The following is a 14,903-nucleotide window of genomic DNA, read 5'->3' as shown; positions in this document are numbered from 1 at the left end:
TGATGCGCGACTGCGCCTGCCTGGCCTTCGAGGCCTTGGCGCGGAAGCGTTCGACGAAGGATTCCATATGCTTGCGGGCGGCCTCCTGCTTGACGCGGCCCTTCTCCTGCAATTCCTTCTGCTCGGCGTACTGGCGCGCGAACTGGTCATAGCCGCCACGCCAGAAAGTCAGCTTCTTCTGGTCGAGATGGACGATCGAGTTGACGGCGCGGTTGAGCAGGTCGCGATCGTGCGAGATCAGAAGCACGGTGTGCGGATATTTCGACACGTAGTTTTCCAGCCACAACGTGCCTTCGAGATCGAGATAGTTGGTCGGTTCGTCGAGAAGCAGCAGATCGGGCTCGGAAAACAGCACGGCGGCAAGCGCTACGCGCATGCGCCAGCCACCGGAAAAGGACGAGGCCGGGCGCCGTTGCGCGGCATCATCGAAGCCAAGGCCGGCAAGGATTGTGGCGGCGCGCGACTCGGCCGAATGGGCGTCGATGTCGGCCAGCCGCATATGGATGTCGGCGATGCGGTTTGGGTCGGTCGCCGTCTTCTCCTCTTCGAGAAGCGCCGTGCGCTCAAGGTCCGCCTTGAGCACGATCTCGATCAGCGGGTCCTCGGTGCCCGGCGCTTCCTGCGCCACCTGGCCGATGCGCGTGTTCTTGGGCAGGCTGATCGAGCCAGTCTCGGAGGCGAGGTCGCCGGTGATGGCCTTGAACAGCGTCGTCTTGCCGGTGCCGTTGCGGCCGACCAGGCCAGCCTTGGTGCCGGCCGGCAGGGTCAGCGAGGCATGGTCGAGAAGCAGGCGTCCCGCCATGCGGAGCGAAAGGTCAGAGATAACTAGCATGGTGGCGCTTTTGCACCGGACACCGACGCTTCGCAAGACCTTGCTGGCCAGTTGGCCGCGCAAGGCATGAAAACGGCGCCCGCAAGGGCGCCGTCAGTTTGTTGCTCAGGGGATTGCCCTATCGGCCGGGCAATCGGTCAGGCAGTTGCCTTGCCCCGCTTGGTGGGCTTGGCAATGGCGAGCGGCTCCGCGGCCGGCTTGCGCCCCAGTCCCGTGGATTTTGCCAATGCCGATCGTGTCGCCGAATAGTTCGGCGCTACCATCGGATAGTCCGGCGGCAGGCTCCATTTCGCCCGATAGTCGTCGGGGCTCAGGCCATAGTCGGTCCTCAGGTGCCGCTTGAGCGACTTGAACTTCTTCCCGTCCTCCAGACAGATGATGTAGTCTGGAAACACCGACTTTTTCGGGTTCACGGCAGGCACCAGGCTAGGGCTTTCCGTGACGGCCGTGCCGGCCAGTTTTCTAACCGACGCGCTGACGCTGGCGATCAAGTCGGGCAGCCCGGAGGCCGGCAGCGGATTGTTGCCGACGTAGGCAGAGACAATATCCGCCGTCAGCTCGATAACAGTTTTATCATCGATATTTGACAATTACTTCACCTTGATTATGACAAAGTCATCTAACTTTGAGACGACTTGTGTCGGTGTATCTTTTTGGCCTTGTCCCCCAACGGACAGCCAAGCCTGAATAAGGAATCGAGACTCGGCAGAAGTGTTTTGACGGGAAATCGGGCTCATGCAAATTAGAAAATCTAATACTTCGCAATAGCAGAGTTGGCTGCCCTTCCCTCCGCCAGTATCTCAAGAATACGTTTCCACCGGGCGCAACGGGCGAAATCCTTTTGCTGTATTGCCTTTTGCGCCTTCATCGCGGCGTGAAGCGTCGCCTCGGCGCCGAACTCCCTGATCAGCCAATGGGCTTCGCGCGTGGCAAGGTCGTCATGGTCGTCAAACATGAGTTCCAGCCTCCGAACGTTCCACACCAACCGCTATGCAGCTGCCGATGACGAGGACGGCTCCGGCGATCGCCGTCATCGTCAGCCGTTCACCCGACAAGGTCAGCAGCAGCGTCGAGGCGATCGGCGTGAGATAGGCGACGACCGCCACCCTGCCGCCGCCTCCGAGTTTCAGGGCGCGCGACCAGAAATAGTAACCGAGCCCCATTGGACCGGCGCCGAGATAGAGGGCGAGCGCCAGGTCCCAGCCAGTGGGCCAGGGGACTCCATCCCAGGCGCACCAAAGAAACGTCAAGGCGACGCCTATCAGCGATGACGGCAGCAACAGCCGGTCCGGCGAGACGGCGACCCTGCCGACCACGACCGAGTAGAAGGCCATGCAAAGCGCGGAGCCGAACGCTGCGAGATAGCCGGAGGGATGCCCCTGGAACCAGGGATGGTCTCGCCCGCCTGAAATCACCAGCGCGACGCCGACCAGTCCCGAGACGGCGGCCAGTCCCAGCAGTGCCGGGCGCCGCGGATGTTCCAAGACGATGACCGCGGCGGCGATCATCAAGGGCCAGGTGTAAGCCACCAGATTGGCTTCGATCACCGGCATCGAAGCGAAGGCGACATATTGCAGCACCATGGTGCCGACCAGACCGACAAAGCCGACCGCGGTCGCGGCGAGCATGACACCGGTTGCCATCGGCGCCGCCGCCCTATCGCGGCTGACCAAACGGATGACGGCGAAAACCAGCGCTGCTCCCGCGAATTGCAGGAACTGAACTTGCGACACCGGATGGTTCGCCAACAAGGCCTTGGCGACCAGCGCATTGCTCGACCACAAGGCGACCGCGCCGGCGGCGAAGCCCAGCGCCGATATCGGGCCACGCGGTCCGAGCCGGCAGATTCGGCTCAGGGCCCTACCCCCGCGCTTGACCATGACCGGGCCGGAAACCGGCTCCCCCTTTTTGGACTGTAGGGTCGCTTACCATGTGTCCCTGGCCATGCCAGTGACCGGCGCGTCGACAGCAGCCGGCATGGGACGGTCTGTCTCGTACCGTCGATACGCCGGCAGCTGGTTGGTCCAGACATCCTCGGCAAGTTCGTTGACCCATTCGCGGTCATGGTCGTTGTCCGCGGCGAGATAGAACATGCGGTTGTCGTCGACATAGGGTTTCGCCACGGAGCGCTGGTTGAGCACCAGCGTGACACGCTCGCCGAACTGGATCGGGGCCGTGCGATGAAGCACGCCAAGGAATTGGCCGAGCGTGGCATAGTTCATCTTGTGGTCGATGCGCATCACCCGGTTGCGCGGGATCTGACGGCCGGACTCGAGGATCGCGCGCCCGGTCTCCGAATCATCGCAATAGATCTCAAGATGGCCGCCAACCAGCGGGTTGCTGATCGACAGGGGAATGAGTTCGGTGACCGGAACGCCATCGCAATGCCATTCGACGGCGCCGTCCCTGGGATTCATGAAGGTGACGGTCGAGCCGACGATCGAGAGCGGATACGGCTCCAGCTTGGTGCCCATCATGTCGGACAGCCGCTCAAGGCGAAGCTTGTCGTGCAACAGCTCCTTGATTTCGGGAATGAATCGGTCGGCGCCGGTGATGAAGGTCAGATCGAGGTGCTTGTGCACGGCATGGCTGGCCTTGAGTTTGAGAGCGGCCTCCTCGATCGCGGCCAGCAGGGCCTCGTCATAGCCATGAAGAAACTGCGCGACGCCGAAGCTCGACACTTTCCAAGCCGTCTCGTGGCCGATAATCGCTTCACGGCTCATCGCATAGCGCAGTTCGGGAATGGTATGGGCGTTCATTGTACTTCTCCAGGACGGGGGCAACACTTGGTTAACAGTCGATTAGTTCACCCACCCCTGTAAAATTAGGAATGCTGGTGCTAGAGTAAGCCCAGCTTAAGGTCGAAACCGTGCGTCTGCTCAGTCAGGTCAATCTCAATTCGCTGAAGATCGTGGAAAGTGCTGCCAGGCACGGTAATTTCACGCGTGCCGGCGAAGAACAGTTCATTACCGCTTCGGCGGTCAGCCAGCGCGTGAAAAGCCTTGAGGATCAGCTTCGATTCAAGATCTTTCTGCGTGGTGGCAACGCGGTTTCACTGACCCCGGAAGGCGAGACCTACGTCTCGCGCGTTCGCGAAGCGCTGGAACGGATCGTCGCCGCCAGCATGGAGGCCACCGGCCAGTCGCAGGAGCATGTGCTGAAGATTTCGGTGCTGCCGACCTTCGCGGCGCGCTGGCTGTTTCCGCGGCTGCCGCTGTTCCAGCAGCAATATCCCGATATCGTGATGCGGGTCTCGACCTCCTACGCGACGCATGAGTTCACGACATCCGACTTCGATCTCGAGATCCGCTATGGCGACGGCCACTTTCATGGGCTGCCATCCGACCTGCTGTTTCGGGAGGACCTGACGCCGGTGTGCAGCCGGAAGCTGTTCCATGAGGTTCTCGGAGACAAGCCGCTGTCGACGGTGACACCCGACGACCTCAAGCACTTCACGCTGCTGCATTCCGACACCTGCACCCAGAATTGGCAATCATGGCTTGGCTTCGCCGGCGCCACCTTCGTGCTCAGCGAAACCAAGAGCATCTATTTCGACTCGTGCATGATGTCCTACGAGGCGGCCAATGCCGGAATGGGTTTTGCCGTCGCCAATCGCGCCTATATGTCGAACGACATCCGCGCCGAAAGGCTGGTGGCTCCTTTCGCCGTCCACCATCCGAACACGGCCGGCTGGTATTTTGTTTGTCCGCCAAAGACTCTCGGCGCACGCAAGGTGCAGTTGTTCAAGCAATGGGTGATGGCGGAGGCGGCCTTGACGCAGACCCAACTCAACAAGGAGGTCTGCGGCTGACTGTCCGTGGACCGGTGGCCTCCGGCGCGCTTTTTCCCGGGTTGCTCTAGGCGTACTGCCTGCCCTCGGGCGTTCGTTGGAAGCTTACCAAGTCCAGCCCCACGCTTGGCTTGCCGAGCATCGTCAGGATCGCATGCGCCTGGCCACGGTGATGCGTCTGGTGGTTGAAAAGGTGGGCGAGCGCGGGCGCCAGCCTTTGCGATACGGTGCGCATGTCCGAGACCGTCATGTAGGCGAACCGGCCGGCCAGCGCCTTGTCGCTCAGGCCGCCGACCCAATCGATGATCCTCTGGTCCTCGGCTTCTCGCGTCATGCGCAGGACTGGCAAAGCCCGATGCATGACCGCATCCAGCGCCGTCGGCGCGTCGCCCTCTCCGGTAAAGCGCTTCATCCAGATGCGATCGGTCACGAGCAGATGATTGAGCGTGCCGAGCATCGAGCGGAAAAAAGCCCCGACGTCACGGTTGTATTCCTCGTCGTCGAGCATGGCAGCGGCATCGTAGATGCGAGTGTTGGCCCATTGATTATAGGCCGCGAACATCATGAAATGCTGTCTCATGGCTTCCCTTCGGCACGCGTCGACATGGGGCTAACTAACCTGCGAGGACGCGCACGCCAATGACCATTCTGCTCTACGATCTCGTCGGACACGACGCCAACCGTCCGTTCAGCCCGCATTGCTGGAAGGTGGCGATGTCGCTCGCCCACAAGGGGCTCGACCAGGCGACCGTTCCGACCCGCTTTCTCGAGGTTCCGGCCGTCGAAGGCGGCGTCTCGAAGACCATTCCGGTGATCCGCGACGGCGACAGGGTGGTCGCTGATTCCTTCGCCATCGCGCTCTATCTGGACGAAGCCTATCCGGACCTGCCGACGCTGTTTGGCGGCGAAGGCGGCAAGGCGATGGCGCGCTTCGTCGAACGGTGGTCACAACTGACCATTCATCCCTATGTGACGACCGCGGCGATCCTGGACCTTTACGCTATGCAGGACGAGGAGAACGCCGCGTATTTCCGGCAAAGCCGGGAGCAGCGCTTTGGCAGGAGGCTGGAGGACGTCGCCAGCGCGCGAGACGCCGGTCTGACAGCGTTTCGGACCGCCCTGGAGCCGCTGCGTTCTCTGCTCGTCCAGCAGCCGTTCATCGGCGGCGTATCGCCGCTGTTCGCCGATTACATCGTGTTCGGCGCCCTGCAATGGGCACGCATAGCCACGCCTTACACGTTGCTCGACGACAATGACGTCGTGGCACAATGGTTCGCCCGCTGCCTCGACCTGCATGGCGGGCTGGGACGAAAGGTCGCCGCGGCGTGACGCCGCGACGACCGGGCCTTGCCCGGAAGTCCCGGGCCCGTCGGTCCGCTTGCGGGCCGCGAGCGGGCGGCCGGAACTATTTGGCGGCTTTCTTGGGCTTGCCAGTCTTCGCTTTGCTGGCTTTGGGCTTGCTGGCTTTCGCGGCGGCCTTTTCCTGCTTGGAATCAGCTTTTGCCTTGCCGGCAGCGGGTGCCTTCTTGGCTTTCGACGGCTTCCCGGCACTATCCCGGTCGACGTCTTCCGCCGCCTGGCGCCAATGGCGCTCGTGCTGGCCGGCCGGCTGCCCCTCTTCCTGCCAGATTTGGTGCGCACGCTTGCGAATGCGCTCCTGACGATCGTCTGTCATGGTCGTGTTGTCTCCATTCGGGCCGACTTCAGCGTGGCGCCGACCACCCGACTATAGCAAGCAAAGAACGGCTGTGCAGCCGTCCGCACGCGGCTTTCCGTCCGCCTCGCGGGCGCTCCTCGCCCCTTGGCAATGGGCCGGGCGGCTTGTATAGAGCCCGCCACTCTGAATTCCATTCTCATCATAAGGACGACCCATGGCGATCGAACGCACCTTTTCCATGATCAAGCCGGACGCGACCCGGCGCAATCTCACCGGCGCCATCACCAAGATGCTCGAGGATGCCGGCCTGCGCGTCATCGCTTCGCGCCGGGTGTGGATGAGCCGCCGCGAGGCCGAAGGGTTCTACGCCGTTCACAAGGATCGTCCGTTCTTCGGCGAACTGGTCGAGTTCATGTCGTCGGCCCCGACCGTCGTACAGGTCCTGGAAGGCGAAAACGCCATAGCGCGCAACCGCGAAGTGATGGGCGCTACCAACCCGGCCAATGCCGCCGAAGGCACCATCCGCAAGGTGCACGCGCTGTCGATCGGCGAGAACTCGGTGCACGGTTCCGATGCACCGGAGACCGCCGCGCAGGAAATCAAGTACTGGTTCTCGGACACCGAAGTCGTCGGCTGAGCCGACGGTTGCTGGATCACAAGAGAGGGGCCGCCGCGCCGCGCCGGCCCTTTTCTTTATGCTCGGCCCGTCTGCTGGCCGAGTGTCGGCCGGCGACCGGCCTCGACGGGCCCGCCCGTGCCCTATTCGGATGATTGCCAGCGGCGCGCGGCGTCAGCATCCGTATCCTTGGCGTCGACCCAGCCGCCCTCGGAGCCGTCGGCACGATGCTCCTTCTTCCAGAAGGGCGCGCGCGACTTGAGATAATCCATAAGGAAGTCTGCCGCCTCGAAGGCCGCCTGGCGATGGGCCGAAGCGGCGACCACGAGAACGATGTTCTCACCCGGCCGAATTTTGCCGTGTCGGTGGATAACGGTGAGCCCCTGCAACGGCCAGCGCGTGACCGCCTCCGCCGCGATGCGCTTGATTTCCGCCTCCGCCATGCCGGGATAGTGTTCCAGTTCGAGTGCCGAGAGCGTGCCTTGCTCGTCACGGCACAGACCGGAGAATGTCACCACGGCGCCGATGTCGGCGCGTCCTTGTGCCAGGCCGGCAATCTCGGCGGCGACGTCGAAATCCGGGCGCTGGATCCGCACCGTCGGCACCAGGGCGGCCGGCATGGGTCAGCCCCCGGTCATCGGCGGGAACAGCGCGATCTCGCGAGCGCCTGATATCTTCTCGCGGTGGTCGACATGCTCCTGATTGATGGCGACGCGTATCACGTCGGGATACTGCAGCGCATGCTCGTATTCCTCGCCGCGCGACCTCAGCCAACGCAGGAGATCGGCGACGGTGTCGATGCCATCGGGCAGTTCAACATCCTCCTCGGGCACGCCGATCCGCTCGCGCACCCAGGCAAAGTAGATGAGCCGGGTGGTCATCTCACTCATCCATGATGTGCTTGAGGCCGGCGCGGAAATAGTCATAGCCGGTGTAGAGCGTAACCAGGGCCGCGATCCACAGCAGGACCAATCCGGTCTGTGTCGTCAGCGGGAATATCTTGTCGCCGGCCGGGCCGGCCAGCAGGAACGCGATGGCGACCATCTGGATCGCGGTCTTCCACTTGGCCAGCTGCGTTACCGGCACCGAAACCTTGAGCGCCGCCAGATATTCGCGCAGGCCCGAGACCAGGATCTCGCGGCACAGGATGATGATCGCCGCCCAGAGCGACCACCCGGCAATGCCGGCATGGCTGTCGGTGTCGGCGGCCAGCAGCAGCAGGCAGGTTGCGACCAGCAGTTTGTCGGCGATCGGGTCGAGCATCTTGCCGATGTTGGACGTCTGCTGCCAGGCGCGCGCCAGATAGCCGTCCAAATAGTCCGTGACGCTCGCGAGCAGGAATATGATCAGAGCCGACCAGCGGGCGAAGTCGCTGGACTTCAAATGTCCTTCGAGGAAGAAGCACAGCACCACCAGCGGCACCGCGACGATGCGGGCGTAGGTGAGCATGTTGGGCAGGTTGAATGCGCGCTTGGCCATGTCGGGGGAACTCTTTCTGCCTGCCTACTCAAATCAGAAGCGAATGTGGGGGGTCAACAGGCCAGAATCGATTGGCCAGCCAAAAATACCGTAAGCCCGCGTCCAGGGCATGATGCACGGCGTCGTCCCACAACCGCTACACACTTTTGGGCGATATGCATCAACTCTCGTGAAAATGATTGTAAACCAGTTTCGCGACCTGTTCGGAAATACCGCCGACCTTCCTGAGATCCTCGATGGCGGCCCGGCTGACCGCCTTGGCGGTGCCGAAATGCATCAGCAGCGCGCGCTTGCGGCCGGGGCCGATTCCACTGATCTCGTCGAGCGGGCTCTTGACCATCTCCTTCTTGCGGCGCGCCCGATGCGAACCGATGGCGAAACGATGCACCTCGTCGCGCAGGCGCTGGACGAAATAGAGCACGGGATCGCGGACCGGCAGCGAAAACGAGTCCCTGCCCCTGACGAAGAAGCGCTCGCGGCCAGCGTCTCGGTCCTGTCCCTTGGCGATGCCGATCGCCTCGACGCGATCCTCGATGCCGAGATCCGAGAGGATCTTGCGCACGGCCGTCATCTGGCCTTGGCCGCCGTCGATCAGGATAACGTCGGGCCAGGCCGGGAAGCCGCCGGAAATGTCATCCTCGGCGTCATCCACGGCCGCGGCGTCGGCAACAGCGACATCGCCATGCTCCTTGAGAAGCCGGGAAAACCGCCGCTCCATAACTTCGCGCATCATGCCGAAATCATCGCCCGGCGTGATCTCGGTCGAGCGGATGTTGAACTTGCGGTACTGGTTCTTGACGAAGCCTTCCGGCCCCGCGACGACCATGGCGCCCACGGCATTGGTGCCCATGATGTGCGAGTTGTCGTAGACCTCGATGCGCACCGGGGGCTTCGGCAGGCCGAAGGTCTCGGCGAAGCCGGCAAGCAGACGACCTTGCGTGGATGTTTCGGCCAGCCGCCTGCCAAGCGCTTCGCGCGCATTTTGCAGTGCGTTGTCGGTCAGGTCCTTCTTCTCGCCGCGTTGCGGCACCGAGATCGAGACTTTGCGGCCGGCCCGCGTCGACAGCGCCTCGGCAAGCAATTCCTGATCCTCGACGCCGTGCGACAGCAGAATGACGCGCGGAGTCGGCTTGTCGTCATAGAACTGCGCCAGGAACGAACCCAGCACCTCCGATGCCTCAAGCGCCGGATCAGCCTTGGGGAAGTAGGCACGGTTGCCCCAGTTCTGGCCGGTGCGAAAGAAGAACACCTGTATGCAGACCTGTCCGCCTTCCTGATGGATGGCGAATACGTCGGCCTCGTCGACGGTCGCCGGATTGATGCCCTGATGGCTCTGCACATGCGACAGGGCCGCGAGCCGGTCGCGATAGATGGCGGCGCGTTCGAAATCGAGGTCCTGCGAGGCCTGCTGCATCGCCGCCGATATCTCCGTCTTCACCTTCTGGCTGCGGCCGGAGAGAAAATCTTTCGCCTCGCTGACCAGTTCGGCGTATTCGACATGCGAGATCTCGCCGGTGCAGGGACCGGCGCAGCGCTTGATCTGATACAGCAGGCAGGGGCGCGTGCGGTTCTCGTAGAAGGAGTTGGTGCAGCTTCGCAGCAGGAATGCGCGCTGCAGCGAGTTGATGGTGCGGCCAACCGCGCCGGCCGAAGCAAAGGGACCGAAATAGTCGCCTTTGCGCGACCGCGCGCCGCGGTGCTTGTAGATGCCGGGCGAGACGTGATCGCCGGTCAAAAGGATATACGGGAACGACTTGTCGTCGCGCATCAGTACATTGAATCGCGGCCGCAAGCGCTTGATAAGGTTGGCTTCGAGCAGCAGCGCTTCGATCTCGGTGCGGGTGACGACGAACTCCATCGTCGACGTCTCGCGCACCATGCGGCCGATGCGATTGGTGTGGAAACGGCCCTGCGCATAATTGGTGACGCGCTTCTTGAGGCTGCGCGCCTTGCCGACATAGAGCACGTCGCCGGCGGCGTTCATCATGCGGTAGACGCCGGGAGCATTGGGCAGCCGCTTGACCAGCGTCTGGATCACCTCGGCGCCGACCATGCCTTCGGCATCGCCGGCGTGCGGCGTCCAGTCGATGGCGGTGAAGGCGACGTCGGGGCCGACGGGCTCGACGATTTCTTCCAGCGCCTCATCCTCGGCGTCCAATTCGACATCGGGGGGCATGTCGTCGGTGCCTTGGCGTGGCCTGCTCTTGGGATCCGTGGGACTCATTCCGCCATGCCTGTCACATCGGGCGTCTCCCATGCAAGATGCTGGCCGCCATCGAGCGCGATCATCTGGCCCGTGACCGAACTCGCTTCCCAGAGATAACGGATGGTGGCGCCGAACTCGGCCAGTTGCGGGCCGCGCCCAAGGATCAAGCCATCGACCTGCGCGGCAAAATCGCTTTCGTCCTGGCGAGCGCTCTTCAGTGTCGGCCCCGGACCGATGCCGTTCACGCGGATGCGCGGGCCCAGGGCCTGCGCCATCATCTGCGTGGCCGTCCATAAGGTCGATTTCGACAGCGCATAGGAGAAATAGCGTGGCGTCGGCCGCCAGACGCGCTGGTCGATGATGTTGACAATCAGGCCCTCCTGCCCGTCGGGCAGCGCCCGGGCGAGGGTCCGGGCAAGAAGCGCCGGCGCCTTCACATGGATGGCAAAATGCCGGTCCCAAGCCCTCCAGTCGAAATCCATCACCGAATCGTTCTCGAACAGGGATGCGTTGTTGACAAGGAGGGACACGGGTCCGAGTGCGGCTTCCGCCTGGCCGACCAAGTCGCCGGCGGCGGCCATATCGGTGAGGTCTGCGGCGACCACCGCCGCGTGGCCGCCGGCCACCACGATCGCGTGAGCCAGCGCCTCGGCCTCGTCACGCGAGCGGTTGCAGTGAATAGCGACTGCGAAACCGTGGCTGGCAAGATCCTCCACAATCGCCCTGCCTATCCGTTTCGCGCCGCCCGTCACAAGCGCTGTGGCCGTGGCTTTGCTCATTCGCTGTCAACCCTCAATTTTGGACCGGAAAACACGACGCCGACGAATTATGGCCCCGCATGCGTTAAATGGCGTTCGCACCTTGGGCAGGATTGTGGCGAAGAGACCAATTCCGCTTCCAGCGTCGCCCCATGCCGGCACATCACCGAGTGAATATAGGGCGCTGGAGTCCTTGCACCAAGCGGTGTGCAGCGCAGCATGATGCAGCTACTGACATCTCGCTGTTGCGAAGATGCAACGTCAAGGTTCCGCCTCATTCGTGCCGGGGAATGACCCAAGTTCAGGTTCGGTTCAGCCGCATTTTAACACGACATTTGGAACCGACGAACGCCAGATCCGTTTCACCCCCCGGACGGGTTGATGGCGATCGTGAGAAACAAGCCTGTGTCCTGTGGCTTAAGGAGTAAAGAACAATGCAAGCCGACCTCAAATTTGCACGGCCGTTGGCCGTAGCTCTGGGCCTCTTCGCCCTTACTGGAACTGCCTATGCCGCGGACGTCGTTTCCGAAGAGCCGCCGGCACCCGCGCCGATAGCTGAACTGCCCGTCGCATCCTGGGCCGGCCCCTATGCCGGTATCAACGTTGGTTATGGCTTCAGCGGCCACACCAAGGAGAAGGATCTCGGTATCGACAACGTTGATGTTGGTACCAAGGGCTTCGTCGGCAGCGTCTTCGGCGGCTACCAGTGGCAGCAGGAGAACATCGTGTACGGCGGTGAAGCCGAACTCGGCTACAACGGCGTCAAGGGCGATGATTCCGGCGTCAATTCCAAAGCAGGCTTCGAAGGTTCGCTGCGTGCCCGTCTCGGCTACGCGGTGACCCCGGAAATTCTGCTCTATGGCACTGGCGGTGTCGCCGGCCGCAGCCTCAAGGTTGAAGACAGCATCTACGGCTCGGACCGCGCTACCATGATCGGCTGGACTGCTGGTCTCGGTACCGACATCAAGCTCACCGACAATGTGTTCGGCCGCGTCGAATATCGTTATACCGATTTCGGCAGCAAGAGCTTCGATGGCATCGGCAAGGTCAAGGCCACCGACAACCGCGTCACCTTCGGCGTCGGTATGAAATTCTAAGTCGTTCAAGCCACGACACGAAAAAGCCGGGCCTCGTGCCCGGCTTTTTTATGGCAATCGCTTGCGGAGCGATCAGGACGGAACACAGGCTTTCAGCTCTGGAAACTTCTGGTCGAAGCGAGCGATCCATCTGGTCAGCCTGGCGCGGCCCTTCTCCCATTTGCCGGCAAAGCGCAGCGCCAGATAACCGAGACAGGCGCGAAGCGCTATCTGGCCGGCGGTGATCTTGCTGGGCAGCTTTGGCGGATTGGCGTTCAGCAGATCGAGTGCCGCCGTGATCTTTGCCCACTGGCGATCGAGCCAAGGCTGATAGACCATTTCCTCCGGCCGCATGCGCCGTTCGTAAACCATCGACAACGCGCAGTCGCAAATGCCGTCGGCCATCGCCTCCAGCACTTCCGCCTCAAGGCGCTTGTCGGGATTGCGTGGAAACAGCGCGTTCTTCGACAAGCGGTTGAGGTACTGCGTGATGACCCGGCTGTCATAGATGGAGCGGCGATCATCAAGCACCAGCACCGGGATTTTGCCCAGCGGGTTGGCGTCCATCAGCACCGTTGGCTTCTCCTCGGTCTTGACCGGAGCCAGTTCGATGGCGATTCCGGCATAAGCCGCGGCCATGCGCACCTTGGAGCTATAGGGAGAGGACGAGGCGTAGAGCAGTCTGGGCATGATGGGTTTCCTGTTTGCCGGTCGGATTGTCGGCCGGGAACGGCTGACGGGCAACGGCCAGGCACCAAAAAACCAACGGCCAGACAAGCGGCGTTCGGTTCCGGCCTTTCAGTCCATCCGCTGATGCGGCGGGCGAATGAAAGAGGACCCGCATCGCGCGGGCAAGCGAGGCAGCCTGTCCGGCACCTCACTTTGTAAACCTTGGTCCCCTCACGTTCTTGCGCATGGACCGGTAACGATCCGGTTTTCGGAACGGCAAGCGCCCGCTGCAGGTGCCAAGGCCGTCCGCGCGCCCCCGGCAGGACACGCGGTGCTCCGACCAGACCTGTGCTACTTCTTGGCCGGAGCCTTCGCCTTTGCCGGTGCGGCCTTGGCCTTCGGTGCCGCGGCTTTCTTCACTGCGGGCTTCGTCGCCGCCGCGGCCGCCGATTTCTTGGCCGGTGTTGGCTTGGCAACCGGCTTTGCAGCTGCCTTCGCCGGCGTTGCAGTCTTGACAGCGGGTTTCGCGGCGGCTTTGGCGGCGGGCTTCTTGGCCGGTGCTGCCTTCGCCGCCGGCTTTGCCGCCGCCTTGGCTGGCGCTGCCTTTGCCGCTGCCTTAACCGGCGCTGCCTTTGCCGCTGCCTTCGCCGGCGCTGCCTTTGCTGGCGCTGCCTTTGCTGCCGGCTTCGCCGCCGCCTTCGCCACCGGCTTCACCGCTGCCTTAGCCGCTGGCTTGTTGGCCGGGGCCGCCTTTGCCGCCGGCTTCGCCGCGGTCTTGGCTGCTGCTGCCTTCGGCTTGGCTGCCGGTGCCGCCTTCTTCACTGCCGCCGCGACCTTCGCCGTAGCCGCTTTCACAGGTGCTTTCTTTGCCGGTGTCTTGGATGCCGGCGCCTTGGACGACTGCTTCGCCATATCATGCCCCTTGCTTTACGCCGATGGCCGTGAATGACCCGGCGGGCACATGCATATCTGACTCGCGGCTTGCTAGCCAGCGAAGCAATGGCATGATTTTCCCTGATTAGATTTCGGTTACGGACCGCAGCCTTAAATGCCAACGCTCACAGAATTCGCCGTTGATCTTCGACCGTTGCCATCAGTCATCCATCAACATTCCACGCATCCGGCCATGCCGAACTTTCCGCCAGTTCGCAAGATCAGCCGGCAGCTTCACGCCTTGATCGTCGGTTGTGAATATCATGCGCTTCTGCTTCCTCGGCCCGATCATCTTTCGCAATCAGACGATCTACATTGCGAAAGCAGTTCGACCGCCAAGTCGCTCCTACTGGCAGAGTATTCGCCATGAGGCTTGACCGGCGCCGATCGATGGGTGCAGGTGAACCAGAGCGCGCGGCCAAGGGTTCATGCCGAGGCGGAAATGGAGCTATTGCGTCGACGCCGGCAACGACCATACGCCGTCCCGCGCAGGCGCCGGCAGCACGACCTTCGAGCGTGAGGCCGCGTTCAGCGCAGGATGCGGCAGCTGCCGTTATAGACCATCCAGCGGTCGAAGCCCGAAACACAGAACTCGACATTGTCGCCGACCGAGGCGAAGCCCTGCCCTTCTTCGATCAGGTACCAGATGGCCCGGTCGTGGCCGTCCGACAGGCTGACGGTGGCGCCGCAATAGCGGCGGCCGATCGGCCAGGTCTCGTTGGCCGGTAGGTAACGGTGCTGGTGGATGCGCTGGAAGTCGGTGATCCGCACGTCCGGCAGATGCGGGACGTGATGCACCTGATAGGAAAAGCGGCTGGTGATCTTGTTGAGCACCCAGGCTTCGCCACAGACGCCGCTGTCTTCATCGGAATAGACCTGAAGATCGG

At 62.7% G+C, this 14,903-nt stretch carries 19 protein-coding genes; 4 read left to right on the top strand and 15 right to left on the bottom strand.

Annotated features, from left to right (window positions below):
* The 5 genes from WC739_RS19825 to WC739_RS19805 form a co-directional block, all read right to left on the bottom strand.
* The coding region (locus tag WC739_RS19825; RefSeq protein ID WP_372954724.1) for an ABC-F family ATP-binding cassette domain-containing protein at positions 1-832 on the bottom strand (832 nt) is incomplete at its 3' end.
* A 137-nt stretch (positions 833-969) separates the two neighbouring features.
* Positions 970-1,422 (bottom strand): MucR family transcriptional regulator, encoded by a 453-nt coding sequence (locus WC739_RS19820; RefSeq protein WP_372954723.1) that lies wholly within the window; start codon positions 1,420-1,422, stop codon positions 970-972.
* Positions 1,423-1,583: 161 nt separating this feature from the next.
* A complete protein-coding gene (locus tag WC739_RS19815; protein WP_372954722.1) occupies positions 1,584-1,787 on the bottom strand; it encodes a hypothetical protein in 204 nt (67 codons plus the stop codon).
* Complete coding sequence (locus WC739_RS19810) at positions 1,780-2,712, bottom strand: DMT family transporter (RefSeq protein ID WP_372954721.1); 933 nt, start codon at positions 2,710-2,712, stop codon at positions 1,780-1,782. The genes WC739_RS19815 and WC739_RS19810 overlap by 8 nt, the downstream gene beginning before the upstream one ends.
* A 45-nt stretch (positions 2,713-2,757) precedes the next feature.
* The gene (locus tag WC739_RS19805; RefSeq protein WP_372954720.1) at positions 2,758-3,591 is read right to left on the bottom strand and encodes a hypothetical protein; all 834 of its coding nucleotides are present in this window, start codon (positions 3,589-3,591) and stop codon (positions 2,758-2,760) included.
* 110 nt (positions 3,592-3,701) lie between these two features.
* On the opposite strand from WC739_RS19805, the gene WC739_RS19800 reads away from it, so the two are divergent.
* Positions 3,702-4,643, top strand: coding sequence for a LysR substrate-binding domain-containing protein (locus WC739_RS19800; RefSeq protein ID WP_372954719.1), 942 nt, complete (start codon positions 3,702-3,704; stop codon positions 4,641-4,643).
* Between the two features lie 46 nt (positions 4,644-4,689).
* Here WC739_RS19800 and WC739_RS19795 read toward each other — a convergent pair whose 3' ends face one another.
* Positions 4,690-5,202, bottom strand: coding sequence for a DinB family protein (locus WC739_RS19795; RefSeq protein ID WP_372954718.1), 513 nt, complete (start codon positions 5,200-5,202; stop codon positions 4,690-4,692).
* A 59-nt stretch (positions 5,203-5,261) separates the two neighbouring features.
* Between WC739_RS19795 and WC739_RS19790 the strand changes: the two genes are divergently transcribed.
* A complete protein-coding gene (locus WC739_RS19790) occupies positions 5,262-5,951 on the top strand; it encodes a glutathione S-transferase family protein (RefSeq protein ID WP_372954717.1) in 690 nt (229 codons plus the stop codon).
* Positions 5,952-6,027: 76 nt separating this feature from the next.
* Here WC739_RS19790 and WC739_RS19785 read toward each other — a convergent pair whose 3' ends face one another.
* The gene (locus WC739_RS19785; protein ID WP_372954716.1) at positions 6,028-6,297 is read right to left on the bottom strand and encodes a DUF2934 domain-containing protein; all 270 of its coding nucleotides are present in this window, start codon (positions 6,295-6,297) and stop codon (positions 6,028-6,030) included.
* A gap of 196 nt (positions 6,298-6,493) precedes the next feature.
* Between WC739_RS19785 and ndk the strand changes: the two genes are divergently transcribed.
* Positions 6,494-6,916, top strand: a complete 423-nt coding sequence (gene ndk, locus WC739_RS19780) for a nucleoside-diphosphate kinase (RefSeq protein ID WP_372954715.1) — start codon at positions 6,494-6,496, stop codon at positions 6,914-6,916.
* Positions 6,917-7,038: 122 nt separating this feature from the next.
* Here ndk and WC739_RS19775 read toward each other — a convergent pair whose 3' ends face one another.
* From WC739_RS19775 to WC739_RS19755, 5 genes are all read right to left on the bottom strand, one after another.
* The gene (locus WC739_RS19775; RefSeq protein WP_372954714.1) at positions 7,039-7,515 is read right to left on the bottom strand and encodes a molybdenum cofactor biosynthesis protein MoaE; all 477 of its coding nucleotides are present in this window, start codon (positions 7,513-7,515) and stop codon (positions 7,039-7,041) included.
* Between the two features lie 3 nt (positions 7,516-7,518).
* Positions 7,519-7,776, bottom strand: a complete 258-nt coding sequence (moaD, locus tag WC739_RS19770) for a molybdopterin converting factor subunit 1 (RefSeq protein WP_372954713.1) — start codon at positions 7,774-7,776, stop codon at positions 7,519-7,521.
* Position 7,777: 1 nt separating this feature from the next.
* On the bottom strand, positions 7,778-8,374 hold the full coding sequence (pgsA, locus tag WC739_RS19765) for a CDP-diacylglycerol--glycerol-3-phosphate 3-phosphatidyltransferase (protein ID WP_372954712.1): 597 nt from the start codon (positions 8,372-8,374) through the stop codon (positions 7,778-7,780).
* A gap of 160 nt (positions 8,375-8,534) precedes the next feature.
* Complete coding sequence (gene uvrC / locus WC739_RS19760; protein ID WP_372954711.1) at positions 8,535-10,598, bottom strand: excinuclease ABC subunit UvrC; 2,064 nt, start codon at positions 10,596-10,598, stop codon at positions 8,535-8,537.
* Entirely contained in the window at positions 10,595-11,359 is a 765-nt protein-coding gene (locus WC739_RS19755; protein WP_372954710.1) for an SDR family oxidoreductase, read from the bottom strand. The genes uvrC and WC739_RS19755 overlap by 4 nt, the downstream gene beginning before the upstream one ends.
* Positions 11,360-11,772: 413 nt before the next feature.
* Between WC739_RS19755 and WC739_RS19750 the strand changes: the two genes are divergently transcribed.
* Positions 11,773-12,435: an outer membrane protein gene (locus WC739_RS19750; protein WP_372954709.1), complete on the top strand. Its 663-nt coding sequence runs from the start codon at positions 11,773-11,775 to the stop codon at positions 12,433-12,435.
* A gap of 72 nt (positions 12,436-12,507) precedes the next feature.
* Here the strand turns inward: WC739_RS19750 and WC739_RS19745 are convergent, their stop codons facing one another.
* From WC739_RS19745 to WC739_RS19735, 3 genes are all read right to left on the bottom strand, one after another.
* On the bottom strand, positions 12,508-13,104 hold the full coding sequence (locus tag WC739_RS19745; RefSeq protein ID WP_372954708.1) for a glutathione S-transferase family protein: 597 nt from the start codon (positions 13,102-13,104) through the stop codon (positions 12,508-12,510).
* A 330-nt stretch (positions 13,105-13,434) separates the two neighbouring features.
* Positions 13,435-13,995 (bottom strand): hypothetical protein, encoded by a 561-nt coding sequence (locus WC739_RS19740; protein ID WP_372954707.1) that lies wholly within the window; start codon positions 13,993-13,995, stop codon positions 13,435-13,437.
* 549 nt (positions 13,996-14,544) lie between these two features.
* A partial coding sequence (locus WC739_RS19735; protein ID WP_372954706.1) for a hypothetical protein occupies positions 14,545-14,903 on the bottom strand: 359 nt, incomplete at its 5' end.

The organism is Mesorhizobium sp., from assembly GCF_041661565.1.
In the GTDB taxonomy this organism is placed as follows: domain Bacteria; phylum Pseudomonadota; class Alphaproteobacteria; order Rhizobiales; family Rhizobiaceae; genus Mesorhizobium.
Note: the sequence above shows the minus strand (reverse complement) of the source record. Positions and strands in the feature narration are given on the sequence as shown.